This window comes from Lentimonas sp. CC4, from assembly GCF_902728235.1.
Taxonomy (GTDB): Bacteria; Verrucomicrobiota; Verrucomicrobiia; order Opitutales; family Coraliomargaritaceae; genus Lentimonas.
The window spans coordinates 3,703,876-3,724,334 of the sequence record NZ_CACVBO010000001.1; the positions used below are offsets into that span (position 1 = coordinate 3,703,876).

15 protein-coding genes are annotated in these 20,459 nt (G+C 53.5%); 6 read left to right on the forward strand and 9 right to left on the reverse strand.

Features of this window, described 5'->3' with window-relative positions:
- Positions 1-167: 167 nt before the first annotated feature.
- The 7 genes from GZZ87_RS15885 to GZZ87_RS15915 all read right to left on the reverse strand — a co-directional run bounded on the left by GZZ87_RS15885 (position 168) and on the right by GZZ87_RS15915 (position 7,058).
- The gene (locus GZZ87_RS15885) at positions 168-1,928 is read right to left on the reverse strand and encodes a mechanosensitive ion channel family protein (RefSeq protein WP_162024555.1); all 1,761 of its coding nucleotides are present in this window, start codon (positions 1,926-1,928) and stop codon (positions 168-170) included.
- 580 nt (positions 1,929-2,508) lie between these two features.
- Positions 2,509-3,057 carry a hypothetical protein gene (locus GZZ87_RS15890; RefSeq protein ID WP_162024556.1) on the reverse strand — a complete coding sequence of 183 codons (549 nt, stop codon included), beginning with the start codon at positions 3,055-3,057 and terminating at the stop codon, positions 2,509-2,511.
- Complete coding sequence (locus tag GZZ87_RS15895) at positions 3,054-3,194, reverse strand: hypothetical protein (RefSeq protein ID WP_162024557.1); 141 nt, start codon at positions 3,192-3,194, stop codon at positions 3,054-3,056. The genes GZZ87_RS15890 and GZZ87_RS15895 overlap by 4 nt, the downstream gene beginning before the upstream one ends.
- Positions 3,191-4,363 carry an FAD-binding domain-containing protein gene (locus GZZ87_RS15900; protein ID WP_162024558.1) on the reverse strand — a complete coding sequence of 391 codons (1,173 nt, stop codon included), beginning with the start codon at positions 4,361-4,363 and terminating at the stop codon, positions 3,191-3,193. Before GZZ87_RS15900 ends, GZZ87_RS15895 begins: the two co-directional genes overlap by 4 nt.
- A gap of 514 nt (positions 4,364-4,877) precedes the next feature.
- Positions 4,878-5,279 (reverse strand): hypothetical protein, encoded by a 402-nt coding sequence (locus tag GZZ87_RS15905; RefSeq protein WP_162024559.1) that lies wholly within the window; start codon positions 5,277-5,279, stop codon positions 4,878-4,880.
- A 345-nt stretch (positions 5,280-5,624) separates the two neighbouring features.
- A complete protein-coding gene (locus tag GZZ87_RS15910) occupies positions 5,625-6,314 on the reverse strand; it encodes a pseudouridine synthase (protein WP_162024560.1) in 690 nt (229 codons plus the stop codon).
- Between the two features lie 438 nt (positions 6,315-6,752).
- Entirely contained in the window at positions 6,753-7,058 is a 306-nt protein-coding gene (locus tag GZZ87_RS15915; RefSeq protein ID WP_162024561.1) for a hypothetical protein, read from the reverse strand.
- A gap of 74 nt (positions 7,059-7,132) precedes the next feature.
- On the opposite strand from GZZ87_RS15915, the gene GZZ87_RS15920 reads away from it, so the two are divergent.
- Positions 7,133-7,861, forward strand: coding sequence for an SDR family oxidoreductase (locus GZZ87_RS15920; protein WP_162024562.1), 729 nt, complete (start codon positions 7,133-7,135; stop codon positions 7,859-7,861).
- A gap of 566 nt (positions 7,862-8,427) precedes the next feature.
- Here GZZ87_RS15920 and GZZ87_RS15925 read toward each other — a convergent pair.
- A complete protein-coding gene (locus GZZ87_RS15925) occupies positions 8,428-9,978 on the reverse strand; it encodes a PhoH family protein (protein ID WP_162024563.1) in 1,551 nt (516 codons plus the stop codon).
- Positions 9,979-10,108: 130 nt separating this feature from the next.
- Here GZZ87_RS15925 and rnc point away from each other — a divergent pair, with 130 nt between their 5' ends.
- The 5 genes from rnc to GZZ87_RS15950 all read left to right on the forward strand — a co-directional run bounded on the left by rnc (position 10,109) and on the right by GZZ87_RS15950 (position 18,277).
- Entirely contained in the window at positions 10,109-10,789 is a 681-nt protein-coding gene (gene rnc / locus GZZ87_RS15930) for a ribonuclease III (RefSeq protein ID WP_162024564.1), read from the forward strand.
- Positions 10,789-14,208 (forward strand): transcription-repair coupling factor, encoded by a 3,420-nt coding sequence (gene mfd / locus GZZ87_RS15935; RefSeq protein ID WP_162024565.1) that lies wholly within the window; start codon positions 10,789-10,791, stop codon positions 14,206-14,208. The genes rnc and mfd overlap by 1 nt, the downstream gene beginning before the upstream one ends.
- A 55-nt stretch (positions 14,209-14,263) precedes the next feature.
- The gene (locus GZZ87_RS15940) at positions 14,264-16,045 is read left to right on the forward strand and encodes a sensor histidine kinase (RefSeq protein ID WP_162024566.1); all 1,782 of its coding nucleotides are present in this window, start codon (positions 14,264-14,266) and stop codon (positions 16,043-16,045) included.
- Between the two features lie 84 nt (positions 16,046-16,129).
- Positions 16,130-17,122, forward strand: coding sequence for a peptidylprolyl isomerase (locus tag GZZ87_RS15945; protein WP_162024567.1), 993 nt, complete (start codon positions 16,130-16,132; stop codon positions 17,120-17,122).
- Positions 17,123-17,584: 462 nt separating this feature from the next.
- Entirely contained in the window at positions 17,585-18,277 is a 693-nt protein-coding gene (locus tag GZZ87_RS15950) for a prepilin-type N-terminal cleavage/methylation domain-containing protein (protein ID WP_162024568.1), read from the forward strand.
- Positions 18,278-18,566: 289 nt separating this feature from the next.
- Here GZZ87_RS15950 and GZZ87_RS15955 read toward each other — a convergent pair whose 3' ends face one another.
- The gene (locus GZZ87_RS15955) at positions 18,567-20,438 is read right to left on the reverse strand and encodes an FAD-dependent oxidoreductase (RefSeq protein WP_162024569.1); all 1,872 of its coding nucleotides are present in this window, start codon (positions 20,436-20,438) and stop codon (positions 18,567-18,569) included.
- Positions 20,439-20,459 lie beyond the last annotated feature (21 nt).

The following is a 20,459-nucleotide window of genomic DNA, read 5'->3' on the forward strand; positions in this document are numbered from 1 at the left end:
GTGTCGCGGGCTTCCCCAATTCAACAAGCTCATGGTCTAGGACAAGGAAAGCCCCTACTGTCCCAGCTTTCAGGTCTCAAGTCTCAGCCCTCTGGTCTCAGCCCTCAAGTCTCAGCCCTCAAGTCTCAGCCCTCAAGTCTCAGCCCTCTGGTCTCAGCCCTCAAGTCTCAGCCCTCAGGTCTCTGGTCTCTAGCCTCGGGCTCCGAAGGCGCTTGGGTATAGAGATGAACATCTCGCTGTGGGAAAGGAATGACTACCCCTTCGCGGTCGAAGGCCTTTTTGACCCGCTTATTAAAATCCCAGCGCACCTCCCAGTAGTCTTCGGTATTGACCCAAGGGCGGCAGAGTATGTTGACGGAAGAGTCGCCAAAGGAATCCACGAGCACCTTGGCTTCGGGATCTTTAAGCACGCGCTCATCGGCTTTGAGCAGTCCATGCAGGATGTCTTCGACCTTATCAAGATCGTCGCCATAGCTGACGCCAAACTCCATATCAATACGCCGAATATGTTGGTCGGTGATGTTGGTGATCACGTCCTGCCAAATCTTATTGTTGGGGATGATCAGGGACTGGTTGTCGAAGGTGCGGATGGTGGTATTGACCAGGCTCATCGAACTGACTCGCCCTCGCACCCCACCTGCGATCACGGTATCGCCAACATCAAAGGGCTCGTAAAACAGGATCATCAGGCCGGAGGCAAAGTTCGACAAGGAGTCCTGTAAGGCAAAGCCGACGATGAAGCCGACGATACCGAGACCCGCGAGCATCGGCCCGATGGACACATTGAACTGCGAGAGTGCGACTAAAATGCCCAGCCCAATGATGATGCCACGCGCAACGGATGCGATCATCTGCTGCATCAATAGTGAGAGCCGGACGTGCCGGGCACGGAGTGCGGATTGCACCAAGCGGCGCACTAGGTTGGCCAACTTATAGAAGAAGTAGATAATGATGGAAAAGAACAGCGCTTGGAACAAGAAGCTCGGCCCCTTCGAACGCACGATGTGCCATGAGCGATACCACCAATCCTTCAAGACATTGGAGATGACATTCACGTCCAGCGACACCGCGGTCAACGCTCCCGTCGCGGCTAATAATTGACGTCGATACTGCGTGGTGGAGACGCCGAGCTCAGTGAGCAAATCAACACTGTCGGTGAGTATACTAATCACTTCACGCACACGTATCTCGGCGACACGTAGCTTCGCCTTCAGCTCGGCGTCGTCGGGCATCACGGTGAGGCTAGCGCGCAGATCATTTACTTCGGCGAGCGAGAGATCCAAATACACAGAGGTATTGACCGCACTACTCTCAATGCGTTCTTTGGCTTCGACCAGGAACGCCGACAGATCGATCTCATAGCGCTCAGCGACACGACACGTTTCAAAGAGCGAACGGTTGATACGATGATTCAACTCCCCTGCCTCAGAGAGATCGCGATCGATCGCAACTTGCTCGAGGGCAGGCTTATCGAAATCAGGCATTACAACACGCTCGCGAATACGATCGAGCGCGGACTTAATGCCTAGCGGAATCTCGCCCAACAGCTGCAGCGCATTGGCCTCATGCATGGGCAAGCCGTAGCCCTCTTCACTCAAATCCGCTACTTGGTTACAATAGCTTAAGGATAAGTTCATGGTTTCTTCCCAAAGTTGGTCAGTGCGCCGCCCAAGCACTTCCGCCATGATCGTCTCTGCATCACCGACCCGCGCTTCCAACTCGTCCAGATCGGCTCGGTTCGCATTGATCTCCTCCCACATGCTCACCAACTCCTGCGCTTGGCTTTCGGACAAGGGCTTTGCCGCAGGTGCTTCCACCGCATCCGGAGCACTGGAGTCTGCCCACAGTGAACTGGTGAAAAGCCCAAAACACAGGCTCAGGACGGCAACTTGCCAATAACACAACTTTACTAAGGATGGAGAGTGCACGTGTGAGGGATCAGTTAGAGGTTACAAACTATTACGAATTCAAATCTTTAGCAGCGGAGCATAATGTCAATCCAAGGCACAGTTCTGTGAGTAGCAAAAAACGGGAGACACACGGAGGGTCATCCTGTAATTCCGAAGGTAATTCCGAAGGGGTCAGGTCGGAATGGCACGAACTTAAGCAACTGAATCGACAGTAGAAGCGTGCTTCCAGCCGCTTTTTCACTTGGATGAGCGCCAAGATGCCGCTGCTACTTCAGCTTAAGTTCGTGCCATTCGGGCCAGGTCGTTATGTTTGCATTCGCTTTTTAAATAAGCGAACAAAACACAGGCCGAAGACGAAATAACTGGCAAGGGAATACGGCGGAGCCGTAAGTCGTGACGAGTGAATTTCGAAGGGCGAGTGATTGCGGATCAGTCGCAGTGGGGACTACAGAGCCTAAATCCCCATAAGCAATTAACGCTTCGTGCCTTCGAAAGCGTTGGGGGTGTCGCGGGCTTCCCCAATTCGACAAGCTCATGGTCTAGGACAAGGAAAGCCCCTACGTTCAAGTCTCAGCTCTCAAGTCTCAGCTCTCAAGTCTCAGCTCTCAACAATGGGTGCGTTGTAGCGTATAATCAATGGGATGCCGGCGACTTGAGGCGTGATGGGCTCACTGCCGTTCCGGGCTTGAAAGCGTTCTGCGGTATCGAACTCTTCGAGGAGTCGCTGCGCATCGTCGCAGTGTTGGGTGCGCGTCTTTTTGTAGCTGAGAAAGCCTTCGACGAGCGGGATGGGGCTCAGGGAGGTGGGCAGTTGCCGATCGAGCACTTGAAGAAAACGTAACGCGGCGGCAAAGGTGGACACGCCGGGGCCATAATACCAACCGCGGCCTTTTTCGAAGTCACCACGAATATCGGGGTTACCATCGGGGCGATGGTAGGTCGATAGCACGGCTTCCAAAATAAGTAAGTGTGGGCCATGCTCGGTCATGCGTTTGCGGGTGGCGGCGATACAATCGCCAAAGCGGAGGCTCTGTGTCTCTGACGTTCCGCTGTGCGTAAAGCCACAGGAAGGATTGTTCGCACTATAGCCGATATCAATGGCGATGATGGGAAGCGAGGCATCAATCTGTGCAGTGTAACGCTTCACAGTGTGCCACCTGCAGGGGTGCGAGGGAGTGTCAGGATACCATCGATCCAATCGTGTGAGAGGTCCTTTACGGCTCCAGCGAATGCACCGGTAGTGTGATCGCCAATCCAAGCATTTTCGTAGCGTGTTCGTGTCATGATGTTAAGTGATCAATGGCCGCAGGGATCGCTTTCTTAAATCGGAAGAAGCCAGCTCGTGCGTGTGGATAAAAGTGCTCGTCCCACCAGTGGCGCTGGACGACTAACTGGATGCCTTCGCGACGGAGTGTATCCTCGAGCTCTGGTAACAGATGCGTCCACAAACCGATGGGAGGCTCTGCGATGAGGAGACCATCGAGGGCGTGGTTGCGCGCCCATTCCACCACTTCAAGCAATTGCGTATAGACGGCGCCTTTGGATGCGAGAGCATCTGCCATACAAGCGTGTCGAAAGTTAAACACAGAGGGTTCAATGCCATGCTGTGAGTAGGTTTGCTGCGGAAGACACCCCGCGCATGCGACCACACCTGAGCGATCACCGAGCCAATCGATTGCAGACAGATCGTCTTCCTGTAATAGCACCCCCACTCGACTGAATTCGCCCAACGGCATTAGCGGCTCGAGTGTATCGGCTGGTGGCGCCCCACTCGACTGCGACACTTCGACAGGGACAGTCGCTAGCGGAATCTGAGGGAAGAAACGGCCATTGCTATAGGTCTGTATGTTTGAAGCAGTCGCTAGATACGACTTGCCCTGAGTGTGTAACCCTGCCACCCAACGCCAGCTCAGCGTATTGACGGCGGGATCACCATCTAACAAATGCCTCATAAAAAAATCAGCTCCGAGACTCCAGGGTAAGTGGAGTGTATGAATCCAAATGCTCGCATACCACATGCGCGCATGGTTGTGCAGATAGCCGGTATCGATCAGTTCGCGCGTCCAAGCATCCATACAGTCGATTCCGCTGTCAGCAGCCAAGACCGATTGGAGACGCAGATGATCAGCCATCGCATCGCGATCCTTGGCTAATTCAGCGATATAGTCGTCCCAGACTGTGGGTCTGAGGCGAAGCCAGCCTTTCCAGTAAGTGCGCCAGCAAACCTCATCGATAAACTTTGAAGCCTCTCCCGAAGTGTGGTGCTTCAAAACCTCAGTGATCAGTTCCCACTCGGGAATCACACGCTGGCGCACCCAAGGCGAGAGGCCAGAAACATTCATCCGGTTCTTGGGTCCATAATCAATATTCCGACGACGACCATACTCGACGCCAGCACGTGGCATGAATGCCTCGAGCATCCGACGTGCCTGTAGCTTGCTATCAGTGTTCACGAAAAATGAAACGCACAAGCCGCACCATCCTTACTGAATTTGTGTAAGAGGTGGCGGAGCTGAGGGAACTTTGAACGTCGAACGCCCAACGCTGAACATCGAATGATTAGACTTCTGGAGATCGCGTGCGGTATGAGTTTTCCAGTTTCCTGCCGATAATGACCGGCTCACGTTTTTGTGACTTTTTGCGCCTCTTCGTGGCTAAACAGATGCAGAACTACAGCACCAGCACAACGCAGGACAAGGCGGAGCTCGTCCCTCCCGTATCTGTTGGTTTCTTTGGGAGGGATGGCCTCCGCGCCGTCAGCCGAACCACAGCACAGAACCACAGAACCAGCACAACGCAAGACGAGGCGGAGCTCGTCCCTCCCGCATCTGTTGAGTGATGAATCACAATTGTTGATGCGCGGCAGTATATATCTGATTCGATACAGAGCCTAAGTTTAAGAACACATCAAACTGGTTAAGCGTCATTAAGCCTGCCCCGTTCTACGCCCTCTTCCCCTCTGGTCTCTCAAGTCTCCCATACTACGCTCCAGACAAAGATGACACTCCAGATGACAGTGCGGCTCCAATTGTATGCCACTAACTTTGACAGCGTTGCAGGGAGCTCTTGATTCGCAGCTATTTTATTATGGAGTGGGACAAAAACGGTGAACGTGAGTAGCCACGTGCTCACCACGAGGCACATGAGCCAGCCATGATTGAACGAGGCTGCATGATACAGCCGCCAACCATGCAATATCAGCTGGCCGAGCATCAGCGGCAGCACTACCACCGTCATACTCGAGGTGTAGACACGGTGCCATTTCAATAAATCACTTGCAGGATAGTATTTGAAGCTCGGATAGACGACGAGCTGCACCATCCAAATAAGGATCACGAGTCCGAAATCAATGAGAGCTATCCAATGCATAATCACTCAATCAAGCGCCCCACTGCCGCTGCGGCAATGGCAATTTCTGGATACATGAGGAGGCAAAAGATCCAGGCCGGCACGGATCATGGCTCGATCGATTACGAGTGTTAAACCTTAAAAGAGTAGTTAGAAGTCAGAAGATAGGTTAAAGCAGTCGGCGTTCGGACGTGCTAGTGTTGTCGCGGGCTTCCCTAGGAAAGCCCCTACAATTAAAAAAAATCCGCGGGCATCTGCGGTTAAACAATACAGAGCCTCAGTTTTGTTCCTTTTGGTGCCTTTTTGTGGCCATATAACACGGAGCCAAAGCCTTGGTGGTGTCGCGGTCTTCGCGAAGCAAAGCCCCTACGCAATCAAAGATTTCACTTCCTCGTCGGTGAGATAACGCCACTCGCCGAGTGGCACGTCTAAAGTGATCGCCCCGATTCGCTCGCGGTGCAGCGTCACCACCCGTCGACCGATTGCGGTGAACATGCGTTTGACCTGATGGTATTTACCTTCGGTCAAGGTTAAGCGCACGTCGTTTCCTCCGAGGAGTTCTAAGTCCGCGGGTCGCGTCAATTGAGACTCCCCCTGTAGAGATAGCCCCTGCTTAAACAATTCAACCAGCCCTGCTGGTGGCTCACGTGTGAGACCGACCCGATAGACTTTCTGGCAGTGGTTTGAGGGTCGAATGATATCAAAGGTCCAGCGGCCATCATCCGTAATCAGCACTAAGCCAGTGGTATCAACATCCAAACGACCTGCGACATGTAGTTCGGAGACCTTCTCGATGTCTAAGGAGTTGAACAGCGACGGATAGCCTTCGTCCACATTCGAGCACACCGTGCCCTGTGGTTTATGCATGAGTAGATACCGGAAGCGACGCGCCTTCAGCAATTCACCGTTGAGTGTGATCGTATTATTCTCATGCACCTGCGCGTCCTCGCGTAGGACCGTGGCACCATTGACGATCAGCGCGCCCGCATGAATCAATGCAAGGGCTTCCGCCAGAGTATAATCGGTGCTTTTACAAACAAATTTATCGAGGCGCATGAACCCTCATTAAGTTGAAGAAGCTGAAATGTGGTCAATCGTTTAAAACCGAGATGGCAGATCGAAGGGTAGAACGCAGAAACGACGGAAGCCACCCCCTCTCCAATAAGCGGAATATTCAATCGTTCGAGAGCGTTGGTGGTGTCGCGGTCTTCGCCAATTCGACAGTTCGAAAAACTCACCACAGGCAAGCTCATTATCAAGGACAAGCAAAGCCCCCTGCGTAAAGAGTGCATCGCTTCTGTGTCACAACCAAAGCCGTAGCGCGGTGCTTTAGCCCGCGTGCCGATCCGAGGTCACCCAGCCTGCTCAAACTCCGGCTTAAGCGCGCAGCTACAACGACTGCAAATACAGAGCCTGTGTTTTGTGACTTTTTGCGCCTCTTCGTGGCTAAAGAAACAACAGAGCCGAAGCGACAGGAACGTCGAGATTGAGCATCTAGCGGCTTGCTTCGATCTCGCGTAATTTGACTCGCTGCTTATCAAACTCTACGCGCTTGCAGTTGCAGTGCAGGCAGAGAGGAGAGTTATAAAAGAGGACGAAGCGCTCGTGTAAATGAAGCGGTCGCTGCTGACCGAGTTCGACGAGACGAAGCGCATCATCACAACTAGGCACGATGGCACCTAGGATTGGATCTACAAATGAACTAAGGGTTCGTTTTTCAGTGGATGGCTTCATTAAGCTCAATACGTAGCCACATTCACCGACTTTTCCAGTGCGCAGTTGCTTTTTTTTGAGATTCACCTGCGAAACGGAGCTAGCGGCACAGCGTGTGCAACGTTCCTGTAAGGGTTGCTGACGAACTACGATCCGTGGTCATGCACAATGAACAGACGACAAAGACGATCCTCATCGGTGGTATCACGGGTGGTATCGGCAGCACACTCGCACAACAACTGAGCGCACAGGGTGATACCGTCGCAGGCTTTTCCCGCAGTGGAACGGAGGGCGCAGCACCCTGCGATGCCACTGATCCGCAAGCATTGGCAGACTATTGCAAACAAGCCGCCAATGCACATGGCCGAATTGATGCCTACGTGCATGCCATCGGTTCGATCTACCTCAAACCAGCGCACCTCACGCCAGTCGAGGATTGGATGGATGTGATCAATCAAAACCTGAATAGCGCGTTCTACGCCCTACGTGCGATGCTACCGATTCTTCAAAAACAGGGAGGCGGACGTATACTTTTTTTCAGCTCAGTGGCTGCCGAGGTCGGGCTCGCCAATCACGAGGCGATCGCAGCGGCAAAAGGCGGACTAGCCGCACTGGTGCGCTCCGCTGCGGCGACGTATGCGCCGCGCGGCATTCGCATCAATGCAATCGCTCCCAGCCTAACCGACACCCCACTGAGCAGTGGCATTACTAAAAATGAGCAAGCACTCAAAATCTCACAACAGATGCATCCGCTCGGCGCAATCAATGCTGCGACAGAGGTCGCCAGCCTTGCCACCTGGCTACTCTCGGAGGGTGCTCAGCAAGTCACTGGACAAGTGTTTGTGATGGACGGCGGCCTTTCCAGTATCGTGCCAAAGCCAAAAATGTAGCACGGTGCTTTAGCCCGCGTGCCGATCCGAGGTCACCCAGCCTCCGCAAACTGCGGCTAAAGCGCGCAGCTACAACGACTCCAACAACAGAGCATACGTTTTGTGACTTTTTGCGCCTTTTTGTGGCTAAAGAAATACAGAACCTCAGCCTTTGTAAGAGATTCGACCACGTTGGCGTGGACGCGAGCTTCGCCAATTCGACACGCACATGGTCAAGGACAAGCAAAGCCCCCTACGTAAAAAGTGCATCGCTTCTCTGTCGTAAATAAAGCCGTAGCACGGTGCTTTAGCCCGCGTGCCGATCCGAGGCCACCCAGCCTCCGCAAACTGCGGCTAAAGCGCGCAGCTACAACGGCTGCAAATACAGAGCCTGTGTTTTGTGACTCTTTGTGCCTTTTTGTGGCTAAAGAAATACAGAACCTCAGCCTTTTATAAGAGATTCGACCGCGTTGGTGGTGTCGCGGGCTTCGCAAGCAAAGCCCCTACGTAATACAAAAAATGCCCCGCCCTGTTTACCGATGATCGGGAAACAGGATGGGGCAGCAGGGTTTATAAGGTGACCGAGCTTACAATAAGTCGGCGGCTAGATCAGCCAGCTCTGAGCGCACCCCTGTTGTCAGCTCCAAGTGGGCGGTAATCTCCGTCCCCTTTAAGCGCTGCGCGGTATGCACCAGTCCATTCGACATGGCATCGAGAAACATATTATCGACCTGATACGGATCACCGAGCAAGATGACCTTCGAACCTTCGGCCATACGGCTCACCACCGTCTTGGCTTCGTGTGGTGTTAAGTTCTGCGCTTCATCGATAATGAAAATCGTATCGGCCAGTGAACGTCCGCGGATGTAAGTCATCGCCTCGACTTCAACCATGCCATAGTCAAAGAGGAATTGATACGGCTTACGTGGCTGCTTGGAGTCATCCTCATCCTTCTCAGCATGCGAAGGTTGCTTCGCCATTTTGGACATCGCCTTCTTACGCTTACGATTGGAGGTAATGCGCTCAAGCTTCGCTTGATCGGGATCTGCCTCTGGACGCTTGATCACCTTACGGTTACTAAAGAGCACTTCGAGGTTATCATAAAACGGAGCAATATACGGCGCCATTTTTTCTTCTAAAGTGCCAGGCAGCGCGCCGGTATCTTTACCGATATGCACCAGCGGGCGGGTAATGAAGACACGCTCGTAAAGATTATCCTCACCAATGGCTTGATAAAGTGCCATCGCGATCGAGACGAGCGTCTTACCCGTGCCGGCTTTACCCATGCAAGTGACCAGCTTAATATCCTCATCGAGTAAGGCATCCATCAGCATACGTTGCTCATCATTGAGTGGATTGATACGTATGCCCTTCGGAATTTTAATTCCGGTGCCACTACTCAGAATCAGGCCATCGATCTGACCATCACCGCGGTAGCGTGCGGGTTCGCTAAACTCTCCGTTACTCAGATAAATGTATTCATTGATATGCAGCTCACTGGTGAGTTCTGGCGAAAGATCAACGCCGTGCTCCTCAATGAAACATTCATAATCAGCATCTTCGACGACGACGGTCTTGATCCCACCACCAATATTGGCGGTCTTGATCTTATCGTTCATGTAGTCCTGCACTTCAAGCCCGAGCGCAATGCCCTTCAACGCCATGTTGGCATCTTTGGTGACTAGAACCACGCGACTGTCGGTGCAGACTTCTTTCAAGAAAAAGCAGGATGCCAAAATACGGCTATCCATCTTTTCCATATCGACGAGCGTGGCGCGCAGGCGATTCATGCCCTCGCTCTTGTTATCGCCAGAGACGAAATAATCGTTGATCACCACGATCAGGCGTCCGCCATTCGGCAAGTCACAGCTGAGAGCAGAATTCCCCTGCCCCTTCATTTCGGGCGGGATGGCGAGCTCTTCATCGAAGAGCGCTCGCAAATCTCGATGGATCTGACGGGCAGAAAACCCTAACTCCCCCGGAGCAGATTTCTTACGGTCGAGCTCCTCAAGAACTTCGACCGGGATGGCAATCGTGTTATCCTCAAACTTGTGTAGACACTGGGGGTCGTGAAGGAGAACGTTGGTGTCGAGGACAAATATTTTGGCCCCGTTTTTGGTAGTTTTTTGTTTAGGCAAAGGTAAATTATTAATAGCTACTGTCTCTATTTTCGGCATTGTATCGCCGTTCCTTTAGACAAGCATAGAATAATTCAACAATTTCATTTCGTGCAAGCGGTAAAGCCAAACTATTCTGAATAAATTGACTATGAGCCATTCATTAAACCCTCTCGAAAAACAGATCGGCTACCAGTTCTCTGATGTCCACTTGCTAGAGCTTGCGCTCACACACCCCAGCTGCGACACCGAAACCGGTGACAACCAACGCCTTGAATTCCTCGGCGATGCGGTGCTGGATCTCGTCATCGCAGAAGCACTCTACCAGGACAACCCAGATCTCAACGAAGGCGCGCTCGATCATATGCGCGCGGGGCTCGTCAACGGCAAGACACTGACCGCTCATGCCCGCACGATCGGGCTCGACGACGCTCTGCAGGTGAGCGACGCACAACGGCAACACCACTCTGATCCCAGTGCGGCCATGCTCGAAGATGCCCTCGAAGCATTGATCGGCGCGATTTATTTAGATGGCAAGATCGATGCCGCGCGCACCTTCATCCTGCGGACATTTGGACGGGCCATAGCAGCTGCTCCGAAGAGTGGCGGCGCGGGCAACCCCAAAGGCCGCCTGCAAGAATGGACGCAACAACAGTATAACGGCGCAGTGCCAGACTATATCGCACTCGCTGACGAAGGCCCCGATCACGCCCGACTCTATAGTGCCGCAGTGCAGATCGACGGCAAAGAACTCGGCCGCGGCCAAGGCAGCTCGAAAAAGGCCGCCGAAACCGCCGCCGCCGCGCACGCGCTGCAACAAATCAACGGTTAATGGCAGGACTTCTTCCAGATACTGGCACGGCCACCTTGTTTCACGGCATCAGCGCCGAGGCGCGCGCCGCGCTGGTCACCACACTCGCAAAGGAATGGGCGAAGCAGACCTCCGTCCTGCTTGTCACCGATCCGCGCCGCGCACAAGAGCTCGCAACGGAGGCAGAAACCTACGCGCAATGGCTCACCCCCAAGACCACGCTCGAAGTCCTGCACTTCCCCGAAGAGCCACCGCCGGACATCGACGCCACCCGCCGCGCCGACCGCATTTGCGAGCGCCTGACGGTGCTCAGCGCACTGCTACGACCCAGTAAAAACGCCCGCCTCATCGTTGCCACGCCCGAGGCACTACTCGGCGCCTGCCCCGATCGCACACACTTCGAAAGCCGCCAGCTCAAGCTACGCACGGGCGAAGCGCATCCGTTTAAAGCGCTGATCGACACTTTCATACACGAGCTCGACTACGACTCCGAAGCCCTCTGCGAACACCCAGGCCAACTCGCCACGCGCGGCGGCCTGATCGACATCTACCCCTACGATGCCAACCAGCCCTACCGACTCGACTTCTTTGGCGATGAGATCGAGAGCATCCGCACCTTTGACCCTAGCACGCAGCGCACACTAGAAAACGTCCAATCCATTACCGTATCGGCAGCCGAAAGCGCCAAAGACGCCGCTGCGAGCGACGGTAAATTCATCGATTATTTAAGCGAGGCACCGATTGCATGGTTATTGGAAGAGCCCTCGCAACTCGTGCGCGAGCATCCCTATCGCTTTGAGAAACTAACCAACACCAGCGGCAATATTCGCAGCTTAGAGCAGGTGTTCGCACTACGCACCGCGGCCAATGACCTGCGCCTCGGTATTTGCTCGGTGGATACAGACCCCGTGCTGTTCGACGGCGCCGCTAGAGTCGAACTCACCACCGAGCCGACCGAGAACTACCGCCACCATACCGACGCGGTGCAAGTCGGATTTGATCGCTTCGAGTCCGAGCAAAGCGCCCGCAACAAATTTGAAAGCAATATCGCAGACTGGGCGAAGAAGGAAAAGCGCACACTCTACTTCGTGACTGCTAGCGAGAGCGAGGCGAGCCGCATCGCCGAGTTACTCGCAGACAACCCACTCACCGCGAAGCTCAAGCCGAAGTATCTACACGGCACCATCTCCGGCGGGTTCCTCTGCTCCGGCGCACCCACATGGCTGCCACTCAAGCAGACTAAAACCTCCAAAGGCATCGTCCTCATTACCGACACCGAATATTTCGGCCGGCAGCGACGTAAAATCAACCGCACCCAAGAGCGCGCGCGGCCAACTATTTCGCAGGTCGATCAATTGCTCGACTTCACCGAACTCGCCGACGGTGATCCGCTGGTGCATTTGCAGCACGGCGTCTGCTTGTTTCGGGGGCTGAGCAAACTAGAGATCCAAGGTGGGACGAAGGAAGTGATCACCGTCGAATTTGCGGATCAAATGACGGTGCACGTGCCGCTGCACGAGTCGCACCTACTCACACGCTACGTCGGCCTGACCAAATCCAGCCCGAAGCTCGGTAAAATCGGCGGAGCCGCATGGGACAAGACCCGCGCCGCCGCCGAAATCGCCACACTCGACTACGCAGCCGAGCTACTCACGCTGCATGCCGAACGCAGTCAGCACGGCGGTTATCAATTCCCCTCCGATCACCCGTGGCAAGCGACCTTCGAAGGAGCCTTTCCCTTTTCAGAGACGCCTGATCAGCTCACCGCGATTGAAGCCACCAAGTCCGACATGGAAGCGGCGCAACCAATGGATCGCCTGATTTGCGGCGACGTGGGTTTTGGTAAAACCGAGGTTGCGATCCGCGCCGCGCTCAAAGCCGTGCTGGCGGGCAAGCAAGTCGCCCTACTCGTGCCGACCACCGTGCTCTGCCAGCAGCATCTGAATACCTTTCGCGAGCGCATGGCCGAATATCCGATCATCATCGACATGGTCAGCCGCTTCCGCAGCGCCAAGCAGAATAGGGAAATCATCGCCAACCTCGCCGAGGGCCGCATCGACATCGTGATCGGCACGCACCGTTTGCTGAGTAAAGATGTGCACTTTCAAGATCTCGGTCTGCTCGTGGTCGATGAGGAGCAGCGCTTCGGCGTGAAACAGAAAGAGCGCATTAAGCAGCTGCGCGCCAACGTCGACATCCTCACGCTCAGCGCCACACCGATCCCTCGCACACTTTATATGGCGCTGGCCGGCGCACGCGCAATGAGCGTGATCGAGACGCCGCCCGTCAATCGGCGCCCCATCGAGACCATCGTCAAAAGCTACTCTGCCGACTTGATCAAAAGCGCGATCCAGGCTGAGACCGATCGCGGCGGCCAAGTATTCTACCTGCACAACCGTGTCTCCACCATCGAAGGCGTGGCGAATCAGGTGCGCGAAATGCACCCGAAACTGCGCGTCGCTGTCGGTCACGGGCAAATGGAAGAAGGCCACTTGGAAAAGATTATGACGAAATTCGTCGCCGGCGACTTCGACGTATTGGTCTGCACCACGATCATCGAGTCCGGCATCGACATACCAAATTGTAATACCTTGATCATCGAAGGTGCGGACCGCTTCGGGCTCGCACAGCTCTACCAGATCCGCGGACGCGTTGGCCGATTCAAGCGCCAAGCCTACGCCTATCTACTCCTGCACCGCCACGCCGCATTGGTGGACAACGCGCAGAAACGCCTCAATGCATTGAAGCAACACAACCAGCTCGGCGCGGGCTTCCGCATCGCGATGCGCGATCTTGAACTGCGCGGCGCGGGCAATCTACTTGGCTCACAACAAAGCGGGCACATCGCAGGCGTCGGCTTCGAGCTTTACTGTCAATTGCTCAAGCAGAGCGTCGCCCGCCTCAAAGGCGAGCCCGGCGCAGATCGCATCCGCGCCGAAGTGAAGCTCGACTTCATCGCCACTGGCGAAGGTGGTTCCCGCTCACGCCGCACCAGCGGCAGCTTCGCCTTTGCCGCGATCAAGGAGGCAGAATACAGCGGCGATCACTCGGATCAACTCATCGAAGCCGCGCTGCCCGCCGACTATGTCGCCGAGCCACGCCTACGTATCGACCTCTACCGCCGACTCGCGTTGGCCAACACCGACGCAATCATTCAGGAAATCGCCGAAGAGCTGGTTGATCGCTTCGGGAAACTCCCCCGCGCCACGCAGGCACTGATCGAAGTCAGTCGCGTGCGCGTCTTTGCTGAAGGCGCGGGCGTGCGCCGCGTAGAAAGCGAGAGCGAGCGTCTAATTTGCCGACTCGCGCTGCCTGGAAAATCCGGCGAATTCCTCAAAACGGGTGCACGTTTTCCTAGATTGTCCGCAAAAGACCCCCTAAAAAGGCTAAATGAAATCCAGAAGTTCTTGATTCGTAACCAGAAATCGACAGCACTTTAGGAGCGCGGCACTGCTCCGTCAGGTATGTGCTGCGCCCTTCCCCCCCTTAACTCATATGCTTCTCACAAAAAACTCCCGCTGGCCATGGCTGGTCTGCTTGATCCTATTTGCTGGTTTTTTAGCCAACAGTATCAGCAGCTACATGGTGGCCCGCAGCAACATGCGCCTCAGCATCACAGAGAGCACCTTACCTCTTACTTCAGATAACGTATATTCTGAAATCCAGCGGGACTTGCTCAGGCCAATCTTTATCTCTTCCCTTATGGCCAACGACACGTTTCTACGTGACTGGGCACTGAATGGAGAAGTCGATATCAACCAAATCACGAAGTTTCTGCATGAGATAAAGGTAGAATACAGCACTATCAGTAGCTTTTTCGTATCAGACATCAGCCACAACTACTACCACGCGCAGGGATTACTAAAAGAAGTCAAAGAAAATGAGCCACGTGACGCATGGTATTTCAAAGCCAGAGACATGGATGCCCCCTACGAGATCAACGTCGACCTAGACATGGCGAACCAGGATCAAATGACGATCTTCATCAACTACCGAGTCTTCGACTATAACGACAACTTCATCGGAATGACAGGTGTCGGGCTTACGGTTAAAAACGTCAACAACCTCATCAGCCACTACGAGGCCAAATATCAGCGCCAGATCTACTTCCTCAATAAAGACGGTGAGATCGTGCTCAGGCCTTCCAATAGCCCATTGATGAACTACCAAAGCCTGCAAAATATCCCAGGGCTAAACGACGTCAGCACAGACCTACTCGCCCAAGAACGCACCACCCTCACCTATGAGCGAGAAGGCACCACATACATGCTGAATTGCCGCTTCATCCCTGAGCTCAATTGGTTCCTTATCATCGAACAAAGTGAACAAGAACTGCTGGCACCGATTAAAGAACAGCTCCTGTTCAACATTCTCCTCGCTCTCCTAATCACCGCAATCGTGGCGTGGATCTGCGGCACCGTCATCAAGCGCACCCAGCTCCACTTCGAACAGCGTCATGCCGAGCTCACTCAGATTAATCATCAAAATGAAATCCAGAAGGCGGAACTGAGCCTCTCAGCCGAGCAACTCTCCTCTGCGAACAAAAAGCTTTCGGAGCTCAATAAAGAGAAGGACGATTTCATTGGCATTGTCGCCCACGACCTACGCAACCCACTCAACGGTATCCTAGGACTTTGCCAGTTTGCTGAGTTCGACGTCGAGTCACACGACTTCGACCAAGCCGCCTTCGTCTCTGATGTGCGCACCTGCGGCCAGCGTATGCTCGCACTCACGCAATCCCTACTCGATGTATCACGCATCGAAGCCTTCCACGGTAAAATCGACCTTGAGCCGATTAATTGCAATGAGATGATCGAAAGCATCGCCGCCGAGTTCCACGCTGCGGGGCAACAGAAGAAGATCACCATCGAATTCGACTTAGCGCCAGACGACGAAGCCACCGTTTACAGCAAGCCCGACTGGCTGCCCGTATGTATCAACAACGTGATCAGTAATGCGGTGAAATATACACCGATCGGCGGCAAAATCATCATCCGCAGCCAACACAGTGGAGACCACTTCGATATATATATTAAAGACAACGGCCCAGGCATCAGTAAGGACGAGCAGTCATTGCTGTTTACTAAATTCGCCCGACTCTCAGCAAGGCCAACCGCCAACGAGACCTCCACAGGACTGGGGCTCTATTTAGTCAAAAAGATGTGCGAGCGCCTCAGCGTAGAGATACACGTAGAGAGCGAACTGGGCGAAGGCACCACCTTTAAACTCTCTTGCCCGACCAGCCCGAACGTAGCGCGCCCAGAATCAAGCGTTTAAGAAGCACTTTCGCCGCTTGACCAGTTAAGATCCATTTCTACTGTTGGGCTCAGTTCAAAAACTTACTCACCTGCCACGCGCGCCATGACGCTTAAACGCACTCTTTCTTTTCTTATCACTTCTCTCGCCCTGCTCGGCTTCGCACACAACGCGTATGCCCAGCAAGACGCCGCACTCATTCGCTTAGGCAACGGCATTGCCGCCATCGCAGAAGGTGAGATCATCACCATCGAGCAGCTCCGCCGAGAGCTAGAGCCAGTCATCCCACGCCTGCGTGCCGAAGCCCGCACCGAAGAGGAGTTCTCCCAGCGTATCGACCAAATCAGCCGCGAAGTGCTGCAAAACTTGATCGACCGCATCCTCATCGTCAAAGCAGCCGAAGAAAAAGGCCTCCTACTCCCCCAGTCTTACATCGATCAGGAATACGACGAAGTCCTCAACCGTGACTTTGGTGGTGATCGCGCCCGCTTCCTAGAATACCTGCGCGCCCAAGGCCTCACTGCTCGCGAATTCCGTGAAAACATATACAAGCGCGTCGTCGTGAACGTCATGCGTCAGCAGAACCGCAAATCTCAATCCGAGATCAGCCCTGAACGTATTCAAACCTTCTACATCGAAAACAAGATCCGCTTTTATCAAGAAGAAGCCATGCACCTGCGGCAAATCATTCTGACTCCGATGGCCGACGAAGGCACCGCACTGTTGAATCAAACAGCCAAGCAGATCATGCAAGAACTCGGTGAAGGCGATAACTTCGGTGACCTCGCACGTAAATACAGCCAAGACGAAATGAGCCGCAAAGGTGGCGACTGGGGCTGGATCGAGCGCCAAGACATCCGTAAAGAGCTCAGCAATGTCGCCTTCGACCTAGAGCCCGGCCAATACAGCCAGCCCGTAGAGCTCAACAACACCATCTTCATCCTCTATTGCGAAGACAAGCGTGAGGAAATGATCCAGCCCGTCACCGAAGTGCGTGATGCGATCGAAAATGTCCTCGTCGGTGAGATCGCCCGCGAAACTCAAGAGCGCTGGCTCCAAGGCATCCGTGAGAATGGCTACGTGCGCTACTTCATGTAGAACGTCACTCTATCAAGTTTAAAAACAAAAAATCCCTACTGATCGAATCAGTAGGGATTTTTTATGGAAGGAGATGGAGGCGCGGGTCGGAATCGAACCGACGATAGAGGATTTGCGCCCTCAACCAAAAAACCACAACATACTATATGTAAATAACTTACAAATAAACCAGACGCACACATTCGCATGTAAATGCTTAATTTAAGGGCAATAAAGGCATCATCATATTCAAGCATGTCTGAACCTATATCTCTAAAACCGACACTCACGAATCGCAGTTTAACAGCCTCTGAGCCCTCAGTTGAAAAGATTCTGGGCTTTTCGAACAGTTCCGCTTTCGACCACCTTGATTAAAAGTGAACCACTTGAATCTGTAGCCCTCAACTAGAACGATGTAAGATTTGCATTGTTTTTTGCTAGAATAGTCATGTTTTCTGGCAAAAATTATGTTAATATTTAGAGATGAAGCATAAGCCCCCATTGCCCCTACGAGGATTCACTCTGATTGAGCTACTAAGTGTTATCGCAATTATTGCGATCTTGGCCGGAATTTTAATACCTGCCGTTTCCGCAGCTCGCCACCAATCAAGCTCTACGAAATCGATCTCCAATCTTCGTCAAATCGGAATTGCGGCAATGACCCATGCCAATGAAAACAAAGGACGCTTCCCTTCGGCATACTGGAAAGCCAGTGACGGCTGGATGAAAACGCTCTACGAGCGCATCTACCAAGAGCCCTTCGTAGACAACGGTGCCAATGGCGCCGGATTGGAAGATACTGTATTTTGGTCGCCCGTAGTTGAGAGCACCCCAGCCACACAGCGTTTTTGCTATGGGATGAATGATTACTTTCGGACATTCAGTGGACAAAAGCCGCTGAAAAATGGCGATGACGTGCCACAGGATGGGCCGCTGAACCTGGCAATTTTACATCCTGCCAGAACCTGCTTCATCGCAGAAACAAAGGGAGGTGTTGTTTGCAAATCCAGCGCGGGCACTGCTCAAATTGATTTTCGCAATGCAGGTGACACCGCAGGGGTCTTATTCTTTGATGGTCACGTAGAATCGCTCACCGACGAACAAGTGCCAGATAACTGGCAAGGCGACGGTCGCATGTTCTGGATGGGCGGCCCGGTGGCACGTCCAAAGATTTAAGGTTGAGGTAGACGTGACTGGCGTCACATCGCTACACTTACACTTTGTAGCGAACTTGCGCGAGCTAGGTCGACGGGGATGAGGCGGATGGCCAGACAATGCGAAGCTCAACATACGTCGACGTGACTGGCGTCGCATCACTACTGCTACACTTTGTAGCGAACTTGAGCGAGCTAGGTTGACGGATGAAGTGGCTGGCCAGACAAATGCGAGGCTCAACATACGTCGACGTGACTGGCGTCACATCGCTACACTTACACGTTGTAGTCCCACGCGATGAGGCTGCCACTTAACTGCTGTAGCAGCGCACTTCGAACAACTTAACGTTCGGCGCGCCGTAGGTTTCCTTTAGGCGCAAACGCAAGGCACTGGCTTCAACCGTATCGAAGTGGAATCGAATCAAGCGGGTCTTGTTGTTCTCCAACTCCCCTACTTTAATCCATTCACCCTGCACACAGGCTTCCACCTCTAATGCTTTAAGCATTTCAGCCGGCACATCCGGCGCATAACTCTTATCGTCGCGATGATACTTCAGCATCATGATGTTACGATTCACGTTGGTGTCGCACTTGACATAAAGACTAGAAATCGAGACCGGCGCATCCCATTCAAACATCAGCGTGGCATCCACACCTTCAGATGCCCAATGGTGCGTGCTGCCATGTTCGTCACGCGACACACCATCGAGGAGTAAGTTGACATCACCAGAGGCTGTTGAGGAGGCGACTATACGATCTGCCTGCTTGGCCAGATCCTTCGAGTCCTGCGATGGATGCTCTGGAATATAGGCATCATCGAGCATGAGTTGCTCTTGTAGCTCCTTTATATAATGCTGCCCAAGCTCACGCGGCGAAATATCTTTTGCCACACACATTGCTGCAGCCGTGCCGACAGCCTGCCCCATGGTCGCACACGTCGCCATCACGCGAGTTGAAGACAGCGCAACATGAGTGACACTGACATTACGTCCCGCGAATAGAAGATTGGATACGTTCTTCGAATACAAACTACGAAATGGCACTTGATACACCTTGTCGAAGTGCGCGTGCCAGAAGCTTGGAGGATCTTTCAGATTTTCAATGCCACCAGGATTGTGCTCATCCAGCGGCCAACCGCCGAAGGCCACCGCATCGTCAAAATGTTTATGCCTCAACAAATCGGACTCTGAGAGTATATGATCGCCAATAAAGCGGCGCGACTCACGACGCCCGGGCACTGAGCCGACCCAATCCAAGGCAAAGTTTTCGGTTTCAGGGAACTTACCAGAATTCTTGGCATAGTCCCACACACCATAGGCATAGCCCATTAGCTTATGGCGAATCTCATCGAAGTCGCCCACGATATCAAAGTTACTGCCGACCTCGACCCACCAAAAGCCCTCATGAAATGGCAGAATGCTACGGTCGTCGTGACCGCTGTTTTCATGATTCTTATCGCCGCTATACGGGATCGCAAAGGACGGTGCTTCGAACGGCGTCGGCTTGCCCATATCCGTGGACGATAGTAAAATCGTAGCTCCAAGCGTCCAACCATCGGCTTCCTCTGGAGCGAATTTCTCATTAAACTCAGAACGCGCCTCGCGGCCAGTGCGATACAACGCACCTGCTGTCGCTGCCATCAGACCATCGCCCGAGCAGTCGATAAACTGTTTCGCATGGATCGTGATCTCGGTCTCAGTCGGCCCCTGCCAACAACGCGCCGACACGATGCGATCGCCCTCCATATTAGCACGCAGCGCCTGCGTATCGAACAACAACTTGATGTTCGGCTCACGTATCACAAAGTCATACAGCACATGATCCCACACGGTAAAAGAGCCCTGTTGATTACAAAAGCGATTGTGCAATAGAATTTCTTCGATGATGCCAGTTTCGCGATCAGCCAAGCCGTTGTTCAACTTCGTCACCCCGTGCACCACGACTCGTAACTCACTGGACGCGTTGCCACCAAGCACCGAGCGATCTTGAACGAGCACAACCTTTGAACCGTTGCGCGCAGCAGCAACTGCCGCACAAACACCAGCCATCCCCCCACCGATCACAGCGACATCAAACTCAAGCACCTGACGACGCTGTGGCGTTTGCATTTCGCCCGTGCCCATTTGGAGCCACTGATCGGACTCGCGATTCCCTAGATCTACAGAATTCACCTGACTATTCATAATTTAAAATACGTTTAAAAA